11 protein-coding genes and 1 pseudogene are annotated in these 11,856 nt (G+C 68.0%); 7 read left to right on the top strand and 5 right to left on the bottom strand.

All coding sequences use genetic code 11. The features are described from left to right. The first annotated feature begins 78 nt into the window (after positions 1 to 78). From F6X53_RS01060 to F6X53_RS01035, 6 genes are all read left to right on the top strand, one after another. A complete protein-coding gene (locus F6X53_RS01060; RefSeq protein WP_150996306.1) occupies positions 79 to 453 on the top strand; it encodes an HNH endonuclease in 375 nt (124 codons plus the stop codon). Beyond that, complete coding sequence (locus tag F6X53_RS01055; RefSeq protein ID WP_150996304.1) at positions 438 to 1,061, top strand: head-tail connector protein; 624 nt, start codon at positions 438 to 440, stop codon at positions 1,059 to 1,061. The genes F6X53_RS01060 and F6X53_RS01055 overlap by 16 nt, the downstream gene beginning before the upstream one ends. Before the next feature lies 1 nt (position 1,062). Beyond that, entirely contained in the window at positions 1,063 to 1,470 is a 408-nt protein-coding gene (locus F6X53_RS01050; protein WP_150996302.1) for a phage terminase small subunit P27 family, read from the top strand. Continuing rightward, the gene (locus F6X53_RS01045; protein ID WP_150996300.1) at positions 1,445 to 3,046 is read left to right on the top strand and encodes a terminase large subunit; all 1,602 of its coding nucleotides are present in this window, start codon (positions 1,445 to 1,447) and stop codon (positions 3,044 to 3,046) included. Before F6X53_RS01050 ends, F6X53_RS01045 begins: the two co-directional genes overlap by 26 nt. Before the next feature lie 72 nt (positions 3,047 to 3,118). Further along, positions 3,119 to 3,844: a hypothetical protein gene (locus tag F6X53_RS01040; protein ID WP_150996298.1), complete on the top strand. Its 726-nt coding sequence runs from the start codon at positions 3,119 to 3,121 to the stop codon at positions 3,842 to 3,844. 258 nt (positions 3,845 to 4,102) lie between these two features. Next, a complete protein-coding gene (locus F6X53_RS01035) occupies positions 4,103 to 4,939 on the top strand; it encodes a hypothetical protein (RefSeq protein ID WP_150996296.1) in 837 nt (278 codons plus the stop codon). Positions 4,940 to 5,596: 657 nt separating this feature from the next. Here F6X53_RS01035 and F6X53_RS01030 read toward each other — a convergent pair. Beyond that, the gene (locus tag F6X53_RS01030) at positions 5,597 to 5,980 is read right to left on the bottom strand and encodes a hypothetical protein (RefSeq protein ID WP_150996294.1); all 384 of its coding nucleotides are present in this window, start codon (positions 5,978 to 5,980) and stop codon (positions 5,597 to 5,599) included. Between the two features lie 460 nt (positions 5,981 to 6,440). Here F6X53_RS01030 and F6X53_RS01025 point away from each other — a divergent pair. Next, positions 6,441 to 7,943 (top strand): annotated as a pseudogene (locus F6X53_RS01025) (YifB family Mg chelatase-like AAA ATPase). 36 nt (positions 7,944 to 7,979) lie between these two features. On the opposite strand, the gene F6X53_RS01020 reads toward F6X53_RS01025, so the two are convergent. The 4 genes from F6X53_RS01020 to F6X53_RS01005 form a co-directional block, all read right to left on the bottom strand. Then, positions 7,980 to 8,702, bottom strand: coding sequence for a glutathione S-transferase (locus tag F6X53_RS01020; RefSeq protein WP_150996292.1), 723 nt, complete (start codon positions 8,700 to 8,702; stop codon positions 7,980 to 7,982). Between the two features lie 57 nt (positions 8,703 to 8,759). Then, positions 8,760 to 9,185, bottom strand: coding sequence for a hypothetical protein (locus F6X53_RS01015; RefSeq protein WP_150996290.1), 426 nt, complete (start codon positions 9,183 to 9,185; stop codon positions 8,760 to 8,762). 172 nt (positions 9,186 to 9,357) lie between these two features. Further along, positions 9,358 to 9,744: a hypothetical protein gene (locus tag F6X53_RS01010; protein WP_150996288.1), complete on the bottom strand. Its 387-nt coding sequence runs from the start codon at positions 9,742 to 9,744 to the stop codon at positions 9,358 to 9,360. A gap of 175 nt (positions 9,745 to 9,919) precedes the next feature. Then, the gene (locus F6X53_RS01005) at positions 9,920 to 11,788 is read right to left on the bottom strand and encodes a methylmalonyl-CoA mutase subunit beta (protein ID WP_150996286.1); all 1,869 of its coding nucleotides are present in this window, start codon (positions 11,786 to 11,788) and stop codon (positions 9,920 to 9,922) included. Positions 11,789 to 11,856 lie beyond the last annotated feature (68 nt).

The raw sequence follows: 11,856 nt of genomic DNA, 5'->3' as shown, positions 1-11,856 counted from the left end.
TGGCGCCTCCCCGGATCGAGCGATCCGGCTGGGGAGCGGTCAAGGCCAGCGAGCCCGGCACAAATTTCAGAGGATCCCATGGCACAGCGCGCCCCGCGCATCTGCGGATGCGGCCACAAGATCGCAGCCGACGAGGCCTGCCCCTGTCAGGTGCAGCGGGCGCGCGAGGCTGAGCGCAACCGGCCGACCGCCCGCGAGCGCGGCTACACCTCGAAGTGGGAGCGGGAGAGCAAGGCCTTCCTCGCTCTGCCCATGAACCAAATCTGCGCGTGCGGCTGCGGTCGCCCCGCCACGGTCGTGGACCACAGGCAGGCTCACAAGGGCAATCAGCGTTTGTTCTGGGCGCGCTGGAACTGGCAGCCGATGGCGAAGGGCTGCAACAGCCGGAAGGCTGTTCGCGAGGAAGGTGCCTTCGGTCGCGCCGTGCGGAGTGAGCCATGCACGTCGCGGTGATCACCCCTCCGGCCGCCCTCGTCACCGCATCGGAAGCGAAGCTTCAGGCTCCGGTTTTCGCCGCCGACGACGATCAGCGCGTCACGGCGCTCCTCTCCGTGGCTCAGTCTCAGCTCGAGCGGTCCTGGATTGGCCGCGCCTTTGGTGCGCAGACGCTGGAGCTGCGCCTCGATGGCCTCGACGAGCGCGAAATCATGCTGCCTTGGCCCCCGCTCCGGCGGGTTCTCTCGATCGTCAGCTTGAGCGAGGCCGGCGAGGCGCAGGCGGTCGATCCCGCCTCCTATCTCGTGTTCGGCGTTGGCTCTCGCTGCGGCTCGGTCGCGCCAGTCGGCGGCCGCTGGCCGAGCGTCCCGCGCCGCGCCGAGGCTATCCGCATCCGCTTCGAGGCCGGCTATGCCGCCGACGATCCTGCACTGGCTGCGCCTCGGCACGCTGTCATCCTGATCGCGACGCAGCTCCGCTCGCTCGGCACTCAGGATCTCTCGCTACGCAGCGAGGAGGTCGCAGGGATCGGCGCCACCACCTGGACCGTCTCGGACGCGGCCGAGAAGCTCATCCGCTCGGCGGTTGATGACCTACTCGCCGACTATGCCGTGTGGAGCTGCTGAGATGCGCGGCCGTAAGCCCGGGCTGCGCGCGATCGAGGGCGGCCTCTCGACGGTGCCGCGCGCCCCGTCCTGGCTGCCCGACGAGGCCAAAGACGAGTGGAAGCGCATCCTGCCGAGCCTGATCGATCGCCGCATCCTCACCGACACCGACATGGCGACCGTCGAGAGCTACTGCCTCGCGGTCGGCACGATCCGGCGGTGTCAGATGACGCTGGCCCGCGAGGGCGACACCCTCGAGACGAACACGGGCACCAAGCGGCATCCGGCCTTCCAGACGATGGGTCAGATGATGACCGAGATGCGCCGGCTCGCGGCCGAGATCGGTCTTACGCCCGCGTCCCGTAACAAGGCCGGCAAAACGCCAGACGGGGAGGCAGGCTACGATGCTTACGCCGACCTGGGCATTTGACGACAGCGTGATCGTGGACCCGCACGGGCGGGCCGCGAACATGCTGCGCTTCGCCGACATCCTGCGCCACCCGAAGACGGCCGGCACGGATCGTCGCCCTCTGCAGGCCCGTTGGCAGCGTCGTATCATCGAGCGGATCTATGGTCCGAGCACGCCAGACGGCCGCCGCCAGGTATCGACCGTGTTCATTCTGCTGCCGCGCGGGGGCCGCAAGACGACCTTCGGCTCCGTCCTGACGCTCGGCCATACGATCGGGCCGGAGCAACGAACAGGCGGCCAGGTAGTGGTCGCCGCATCGGACCGGACGCAGGCCCGCATCGCCTTCGACGAGGCAGCCGACATGCTGCGCGCGGATGACCGCCTTCTCGGCGCGACCCGCATCCGTGACACCAAGAACCGGATCGAGCACCCCAAGAGCGGATCCAGCTACGTGGCGATCTCGGCCGAGGGCGACGCGCAGCACGGGAAGACGCCGAGCTTCGTGCTGGCCGACGAGCTCCATGTCTGGAAGGGCTTCTCCCTCTGGAACGCGCTTAAAACCGGTGCCTCGAAGACGCCCGGCTCCCTCACTGTCGTCATCACCACCGCGGGCGAGCGGGCCGAGGGCATCTGCCACGACCTGTTCCAGTACGCGGTGCGCTGCCATCACGATCCGGAGCGGGATCCCTCGTTCCTGCCGATCCTGTTCCAGGCCGATGCCGATTGCGACTGGCTCGATGAGGCGGTCTGGCATTCCGTGAACCCTGGCCTCTCCGAGGGCTTCCCCGACCTCGACGAGCTTCGATCAGAGGCCCGGATCGCCCGCGAGCTGCCGCAGCTCCGCGAGGGCTTCAAGCAGACCCACCTCAACATCTGGCAGGACGGCTCGACCACCGGCTGGATCGAGATGGCGGTCTATGACGAGGCCGGCGTGAAGATCGATGCCGAGGAGCTGACCGGCGAGGCGTGCTGGATCGGCGTCGACCTCTCGAAGAGCTATGACCTGACTGCGATCGTGGCCGCGTTCCTCGACGAGGCCGGCGGCTTCAAGACCCTGACCTGGGCCTTCCTGCCCGAGACTGCGTTCAAGCGGCGCTGTGAGGAGCTGCCCGACGTGCCGCTGCGCCAGTGGCGCGAGGACGGCCATCTCACCGTGATCCCGGGCGATCTGATCGACGACGACGCGATCGAGGGGAAGCTGCGCGAGCTGTGCGACCTCTACGACGTCCAGGAGATCGCCTTCGACCCGAAATTCGCGGCCAAGATGATGGCTCGGCTGATCGAGGACGACCTTCCGGCCGTCGAGGTGCAGCAGCGCCCCATCATCATGGGACCGTTCTACAGCGAGCTGCAGAAGGCCATCATCGGTCGGCGCTTCCGACACGGCGGACACCCGGTCCTACGCTGGTGCGTCCAGAATGCAGTGCCGATCTACGGCGATACCGGACTTCCCTACATCTCGAAGCGCAAGAGCACGCAGGCGATCGACGCCTTGGTGGCGGCGGCGATGGCGACCGGCCGGGCCGACGCGTCCGGCGGTCAGCGCTCGGCCTTCGATGATGCCGCCTTCGATCCCTCTTGGGCAGTGGGGCTCTGATGCTCGTCTTCCACCTCTCGACACGCCCGGTGCCGCCCGACACGGCGCCGGGCCTCCATCCGGGGACCTGACATGACCGCCATTAACGCCATCGCACTCGGCGCCCGCGGTCGCCTCATCACCGACACGGCGGCCTATGACCGGCACGGCGTCGTGACGGCCTTCGTCAACAAGACGGTCGTCGTCCCGCACCTCGGCATGGTGTTCGCCACCCGCGGCGCGCTCGCGACCCGGCGCACGCTCTCCGAGGAGTTGGAGGCCTTCGCGTCGTTCGATGCGGTGATCGCCGAGGGCGGGGAGGTGTTGCGCGAGGCGTACCAGGCCGGCGCCTTCGCGTTCGCCGGCGCGTGGGAGGACAACTTCGACCTGATAATGGTCGGATGGTCGCCGAGCCGCCGGCAGGCCGAGGCTTACACGCTCTCCAGCCTGAGCCACGGCGGCTCGACGCCCTTCGCCTTCCGGCAGCTCAGCCTGATCCTCGCACCCGACCTCGACGATTCGGCCATGCGCCGGATCGGGCTGAAGGTGGGCCGGTCCTTCGACACGTCCCGGCCGGCGCACACCCTCCTCGAGGCGATCGAGCTGCAGCGGCGCACGCCCGGCCCGGTCGGTAGCGGCTCGGCCGCCGAGACCGCCTACGTGGTGGGCGGCGCGGCCGTCCTGACGGAGGTGTCCGAGGCCGGGATCGCGCAACGGATCGTGAAACGCTGGCCCGACGAGGTCGGCCGCCGGATCGAGCCCGAGGGCGCCGGGCCTCTGCCGCAGCGCTCGCCTCCGCAACTGCGCATCGTCGCCTGAGATCGGAGACGCCATGCCCCGCTATTCCAACCTCGCTTTTGACCTCGCGCCGCGCCCGGTACGGCCGGCCCGGCAGGTCCAAGCGGTTTGCGGCCTGAGTGGCGCGATGGGCGGCATGATGCTGGCCTCCGCGATCCCGGGTCTCGGCCCTTTTGGCCTCGTGGCCGGCAGCTGCCTCGGACGCCCGGCCTCTCTCAGTTTCGGGGCCTTTGAGGCCCGCCTCAGCTCCAACGGAGACCGTTCATGACCGCGATCAACGTGATCCTGCAGCGCGATGTGGCGCACATCGTCACCGACAGCGCCTTCTACGACCTCGATGGGTATGTGCAGGGCTTCGCGCCCAAGGCCGTGACGATCCCGCATTGGCCCGGCATTCTGGCAGTGCGCGGTCCCATGCTCGGCATGGCCCTCCTTCTTGCAGAGGCCAGCATCAAATTCCGCAACATCGACGAGTTCGCGGACGGAGCCGAGGCGTTCCTGGCGGATTACTGCAAGCGCCATCACGAAGCTCTTACCCAGTGGGGCGGCCCGCCAGCAATCGAGGTCCATGCAGTCGGCGTTTCGCCCTCCACGGGCGGATGCCGCGGTTTCTACGTGAACTCGCAGCCTGGCGAGGAAGACCCTGATACGCTCCTCAGCGACGACTTCGACTACCTGAGCGCTGGCCCGGCTCCTGTCGTGGCTCTCACGGAGGTGAATGTCCCGGACATCATCGTTGCGCCGCTCCCGCCGGATGAGTTCTGGGGCGAAGTGCGGGCATCCGGGTTCGGCGGCAATCTCGCGGCGCTGGACCACTCGGCCATTCGTCGGCTCGGCACGAAAATCCTCAAGGCGCAGCGCCTGGAGACCGGGACGCACTTCGAGGGCGGTGAGCATCATCACTTCGTCGGCGGCTTCCCCGTGTTCATGACCCTGAAGCGGGACGGCACCATCACGACGAGCATCGGCGAGGCGTGGGCGGACAAGGTCGGCGAGCGCATCGACCCAAGCCAGGACCGAGAGGCGGAACGGGATGCTGCCCCGGACCTGGCGCACATGAGCCGGCAGCAGCGGCGCCAGTTCGAACGCCTGAAGCGGGAGCGCTCGGCGGCCTGAGTGCTAATCACGCTCACGCAGTGTGGCATTCGCACCCGGGCGGCGTAGTCTGCCGCCCGGGCGTCGGCGCAGGTAAGCCGATCAAGATCGCGGGGACACTGAGGATGTCTGAGACCAGGCACAAGCCCTTCCCCTCTACGGGTCCTGAGCAGTTCGAAATTACTCACGCCTGCAGCCATACCCACATGCGAGTGCTCAACGGGAGCCCTCAAGCAAAGCAACGCGGCATCGAGACGTTTTCCAGAGGCCTATGTAACGACTGCAGGGAACTAGAGCACAAAACACGCGCGCTTGAATTTGATGCTCGAAATGGCTCTCTAGTTGGTTCTGACAAGCAGATTAGGTTTGGCAATCAAATAAGGATTTCAGTATTTGAAGAGCTCGATAGGCATGTCGTTGAAGGACGTATTCCCGAAGATGAAACGCTAGACATGTTTCGTCTTCATCTTCTCGGCCAAAAGAATGCTTACTGGTGGATAGAGAAATCTAACTGGGTCCTAGGCAATATGCCAGATTACTATAGATTTTACATGGACGGCGTAGCTTGGAGGACCAAGCGAGGCTGGAAACCGCGCCGGAACTAAGCTGCAGCCGGCGGCGAGCGCGACCACACCTTTGTAAATAACGCGAGCAAACAATTTAACGGTATAGCAGCCTCTAATCTACGAAGTCGCAGGGCCCCAATTCAAAACATATAGTCCCGAGAATATAACCCGCGCCAAAAGCTGATATAGCTATCATCACCCCAATATGTGCCCAATTCGGGTCTCCAATAGAAATTCCCTGCTGGTCACCTGGAGTAACTCGAATAAGCTTCAATATTTCTGGATTTTTTTCAGCATGTCCCAATACATCATTGATAACTTCTTGCCAACCCTGGTTGTCTACCCGCTTCAAAGCCCTGACGAAGTCCGGCGCCAGATCTAACTGATCTTTTAGTCTCTTCACCAGCTTCTGATAGTCAATCTCAGTGACATCGCGAGTGTCATGATCGTTGCTCTTTTGATACCGTGGCACCTGGATTGTTTTGCGATCACTCATTTGAACCTCCTCGTTGTTATTGGTAAGTATCCATACCAATACCATTAGGTGGTCGCGTCAAATCAATGGCGACGCGTGATCATCACGCGACCATAGGCATTCCAAGTAGACTACCATGGTGCGATAAGCTCGCAACGTCAACGAGAGTTTGCCAATTACTGTTCTTCTGAGTCTGCGTCACCAGTTTCGAGAATCAGAAGTAAATTCCAGACTGTCGTCACACTTGTTGTGGCAGCGTTTCTGAATTAGGTCGAGAGATAGTCCGACCCCGCACACGACCTTAGCTGGAAATGGATCAACCAAGCCTGTTGCAAATTTTGCGCCGTTCCCGTTGATGCGCCTTCGCACGGTGACACAGCGGTGACAGTTCCCCGGCGATTTGCCGGCGACACACCGGCAAAGCATTGCCATGAATGGTTTAATATCGGCGCTCCGAAGTTAGACCGTCGCCTTCGAGGGGATCGAGGCGCGCGCCGTCGACGTTCAGGTGTAGATCATCCCGGGCGCGGTCAATTTCAGCGTGGTCGGCCTGCCCGACAAAGCGGTCGCGGAATCGCGCGAGCGGGTGCGCGGCGCGCTCATCGCCTCCGGGCTGGCGCTGCCGGCCAAGCGCATCACCGTCAATCTCGCCCCCGCCGACCTGCCGAAGGAGGGCTCGCATTACGACCTGCCGATCGCGCTCGGCGTGATGGCGGCGATCGGTGCGCTGCCGGCCGATGCGCTGGCGGGCTACTGCGTCCTCGGCGAGCTCGCCCTCGACGGCTCGATCACCGCGGTCAATGGCGTGCTGCCGGCCGCGATGGCCGCCAATGGCCGCGGTCTCGGCCTGATCTGCCCGGCCGCCACGGGGCCGGAGGCCGCCTGGGCCGGGGGCGACATGGACGTGCTCGCCCCCCGCTCGCTGATCCAGCTCGCGAACCACTTCAAGGGGAGCCAGGTGATGGCCCGCCCGGTGCCGGCGATCGCGGCGCCCGGCGGCCCGATGCCGGACCTCGTCGACATCAAGGGCCAGGAGGGCGCCAAGCGCGCGCTCGAGATCGCGGCGGCCGGCGGCCACAACCTCCTGATGAATGGGCCGCCCGGCGCCGGCAAGTCGATGCTCGCCGCCCGCCTTCCCTCGATCCTGCCGCCGCTCTCGCCGCGCGAGCTCCTCGACGTCTCGATGATCCAGTCCGTGGCGGGCGCCCTGAAGGAGGGAATCCTGTCGAACCGGCGCCCGTTCCGCCAGCCGCACCATTCCGCCTCGATGGCGGCGCTGGTCGGCGGCGGCGTCAACGCCCGCCCCGGGGAGGTCTCCCTCGCGCATGGGGGCGTGCTGTTCCTCGACGAATTGCCCGAATTCACACCGCAGACCCTCGATTCCCTGCGCCAGCCCATGGAAACGGGCGAGGTGATGATCGCCCGCGCCAACCACCGGGTCACCTACCCGGCGCGGTTCCAGCTCGTGGCCGCGATGAATCCGTGCCGCTGCGGCCAGGCAATGGAGCCCGGCTATGCCTGCCGCCGGGGGCCGAACGAGCGCTGCATGGCCCAGTACGGTGCCCGCATCTCCGGCCCGCTCCTCGACCGGATCGACCTGCGCATCGAGGTCGCGGCCGTGACGGCGGCCGACCTGATCCTGCCGCCGCCCGCGGAGGGGTCGGCGCAGACGGCGTCCCGCGTCGCGGCCGCCCGGGCGCTGCAGACGGCGCGCTACACGGCCCGCGGCCTGTCCGAGGCCACCACCAACGCGACCTGTCCGGCGAGCATGATCGAGGCGGTGGCGGCGCCCGATTCCGAGGGCGCCGCGCTGATCCGCCAGGCCGCCGAGAGCATGCGCCTGTCCGCGCGGGGCTTCCACCGGACCCTGCGGGTCGCCCGGACCCTGGCGGATCTCGACGGGGAGGCCGAGGTGCGCCGCCTCCACCTCGCCGAGGCGCTGTCCTACCGGGCCCGCGGGGAGAGGGCCGCGGCGGCGGCGTGACGGGGGCCGGCTTGGCCGCCGTCGATTGCCCCGCGCCTAACCGTCGAGCTCCGGGTAGCGGCGAAAGATGCACTGCTCGTTGAAGGGAATCCGGCGCGGGCTCGCGAGGTAGGCGGCCAGCCGCGGGCGCCGGGGGATCGCGGCGTGGAGGGCCGCGACCTGCGGGTTGTCGGAGAGCGCCGCCGCGCTGGCGTTCGGGAAGGCGTAATGCAGCCCGTCGACGAGCTGGAACAGGGACAGGTCCGCATAAGTGACCCGGTCGCCGACGAGGTGGCGGCCGTCGTTGCGGGTCAGGACGTGCTCGAACCAGGCCAGGAATTCGGGAATGCGGTTGCGGCAAAAATCCCGCGCGCGGCGCGCCGCCTCCGGTTTCTGGTCCTCGTAGTTCAGGCTGATTGCGATGGGGTGGTGCGTGTCATGCGCTTCCGCCACCACGTCCGCGATCGTGAGCTGAATCTGATGCGTCCAGATCCGGTCCGCCTCGGACTCGCCCACGAGCCCGAGCCGCGGTCCGAGGTAGAGCAGGATCGCGGCGGTCTGCCCGATCAGCGTGTCGCCGTCCCGCAGGACCGGCGGCGCGAAGGCGGGGCGCGCAATCGACGGATCTTCGAGGAAGCGCGTCAGGGCGCCGAGGCCGCGCCCATCCGCATCCGGTCCGCGAGCGATGTCGACATAATCGGCGCCCGCATCCTCGAGGGCGAGGCGCACGAATTCGCCGCGCCCCTGCAGCATCGGCCAGTAATAGAGCTCATAGGCCATCGCGCGCGCCTCACCCTCGCGGAGGTCAAGCACGGAGCGGCACGATGGTTGCCGGGCTCACTGGTCGGCGGAGGTCTCGTCGGACACCTTCTCGGGCGCGGGCTCCGCGCTCGCCACCGCCTTGCGCTCCAGGAGCGGCTGCAGGCGGGTGGAAAGCTCGCGGTCGAGATGCTTGGCGTAGGCGCCCTTGAAGTAGCGAGCGCCGGCTCCGGCCCCGTAGACGCGGTCATGCGCCTGCACCATCGCGTCGACCTCGGGGCGGCAGAGGAAGCCGATGACCCCGGCGGCCTGATACCAGCGTCCGGCGCGGGCGTGGTTCATGGCGGCGGGGTTCGCCATCACGGTGTCGGCGAAGCAATCGGTGGCGGCCTGCTGCAGGGGCATCAGGACATTGTCGGTCGTCTGCTGGGACGAACCACCCGGGCGGGCCTGGGCGGTGGAGGCGAGGGCGGCAACAAGGATGCCGAGATACAGGGCCTTCATCGGGGAAGCCTCGAACGGGTTCGAAGAAGGCCAAGTATTTCCCGAAGAATGCGACTGGAACAGGGCTTTGGGCGGCCAAATCCGGGGCGGCCGGCGATTGTTCGACCCTGTCGCCGGGCCGTCACATGCGACGCCGTGGCCTGGCGCCGCTTAAGCCATTTTTTACCGAGTTTCAGCCCCGGCGCTCGGCGTTCCACTGGCCGCGGCAGCTGATGCCGCCATTCGTCGTCCAGGTGCCGTTCCCGTAGCCCTGCCGGCCGAGGCGGCCGACGACGTTGGCGCTGTCGGACCCGCGCGAGATCGTGGCGCGCACGGCCCCGTTCGTCGCGACGCGGCCCGTGATGTTGAAGTCGCTGCCGGGGTAGCGCGCCTCGCCCTGCCGGATCTGGACGCCGTAGCGGTAGGCCCGGTCGCAGGGGCCGTCCAGGGTGATCACCTCGATGCTCCAGGTGCCGTCATAGGCGCTCGCCACCTGGACTTTCTTGCGGGCGGCCTCGGCCGTCCCCATGCCGGCCGCCACGAGCGAGAGGGTGGCTGCGGCGAGAATCGCTACTCTCATGATGTTCCAGATCTCGAAGCTTGGTCGTGCCGAAAACTCCTGAGCTCCCGATCGGTTGCCCGCCGGCCAGCGCACGCGAGCGCACCGGCCAGGCCCCGTGGGTCGACCCAAGCCCCGCGGGTCGAAACAAGTCCTGGATCAGCCCTTAGCCGCGCGGGTCGAAACAAGTCCTGGATCAGCCCTTAGCCGCGCGGATCAAGGCGTCCTTGAGCAGGGCGAGCAGGTCGCATCCGGCATACAGGAAGCCGTGGACGCCCGCGGCCTTCAGGGGCTCGGCGAGGTCGCCCGGCTTGCCCGCGAGATAGATCGTGCCCGCCCCGGCCTTGGCCAGAGCCTCGGCCGCCGCCACGGCCTGCGATTCGTAGATCGCGTCCGAGGAGCAGAGGCAGGCCAGGGCCGCGCCCGATTCCGCGAAGGCCCGGGCAAGCGCCTCCGGATCGGCGAAGCCCTCGTTGCCCGGGGCCTCCAGGCCGCCCGCCGCGAAGGCGTTCGCCGCGAAGGTGGCGCGCGCGTTGAAGGCCGGGATCGGCCCGAGATTAGCGAGGAACACGCTCGGGCGCCGGCCCGTGCGCGCCTGATAGGCGTCGGAGGCGTCGCGCAATTCCTCGAACGGCTCGGCGAGGCGCCCGCTCGGCAGCGCCTCGCTCGCGACGGCGGAGCCCGGCCCGAAACCCGGCACGGCCGTCGCCGGGAGCGGCGCCAGGTCGAGGACCGTGACGGGCTTCTCCGCCAGGAAGGGGAACTCGGTGGCCCCGGTCAGGGCCTCGCGGCGGGTCGCGACGTTGCGGGTCCGCGTGGCGCGCATGTCCTCAATGCGGCGCTGCAGCTTGGCGAGGCTGAGGCTCGCCACGATGCCGCCCTCGCGCTCGATACCCTGGAAGGCCTCCCAGGCCGCCCCAGTCAGCTCCGCCGTCAGGCTCTCGAAGCCGCCGGCGCCGGCGGCCGGATCCGCCACCTTGGCAAGGCTCGATTCCTCGATGAGCACGATCTGGCTGTTGCGGGCGACCCGGCGCGCGAAGGCGTCCGGGAGCCCGAGCGCCTGGGTGTAGGGCAGGGCGGTCACCGAATCGGCGCCCCCGAGCCCGGCCGATCCCGCCGCCATGGTGGCGCGCAGGATGTTCACGAAGGGGTCGCGCCGGGTCATCGTCCGCCAAGCCGTCTCGGCATGGAGCCGCAGCGGCTTCGGATCGAGGCCGCAGGCGGCCTCGACGCGGGCCCAGAGGCGGCGCATGGCGCGGAACTTCGCGATGGTCAGGAACTCGTCGGAATCGGCGACGAGCAGGATGCCGATGGCGTCACGGGCCCGGGCGAGGTCGTGGCCGCCGGCCTCCAGGGCGCGCAGATACGCCACCGCGGTGGCGAGCACGGCCGCGAGCTCGGTCGCCTCGCTGGCGCCGGCCGCGTGATAGGGGCGCCCATCCGCCAGGAGCGCGCGCCCGGTGAAGCCCACCGCGTCGAATTCCGCCAGGGTCCGGGCGAGCCTCGGGGTGATCTCGTCCCAGACCGCGCCGAGGCTCCCGGTCGCCGCGAGCGTGCCGATCGGATCGATGCCGAGATCGATCTCGAGCTCGGCGAAGCGGTCGCCCCGGCGCTCGACCAGCGCCTTGAGCAGGGCGGCGGCCTCCAGGCCCCGGCCGCCGGCATCGAGGCGCAGGGCGATCAGGGGCAGCATCACGCCGGAGAGCGTCGCGTCGAGTTCCTCGGCGGAAGCCGCCGTCAGCCCGTAGCCGCGAGCCGCGGGGGCGCCGGCGAAGACGAGGGTCAGCGCGTCTGCGCCGCCTTCGAGGTCGGCCAAAGCCAGGGCGGCGGCGGTGACGGCGTCCGGATGGTCGACGCGCTGGCTGATCCGCCAGGGCCCGGGCGCGCGCATCGGCTGCGGTACCGGATCGGCCGGCTCGTAGAGCGGCTCGATGCGGATGCCGTCGGCGGTCTTGGCGACGAGACGCTTCTCGAAATCGGCGCCCTTGAGGACGCCGTCGACGAGCCCGCGCCAGCGCTCGCGCGTGGCGGGCTCGAAGAGGTCGGCAAGCGGTCTGTCTTCCATCGTGCGGGCCTTGATTCCGGCGGTCTGCCAATCTCGGCGGAAGCCCTGGCACGATGCCGCAGGCGAGG

The organism is Methylobacterium soli (assembly GCF_008806385.1).
GTDB classification, from domain to species: domain Bacteria; phylum Pseudomonadota; class Alphaproteobacteria; order Rhizobiales; family Beijerinckiaceae; genus Methylobacterium; species Methylobacterium soli.
The sequence above is the reverse complement of the archived record's forward strand: the minus strand, read 5'-3'. Positions and strand labels throughout refer to the sequence as shown.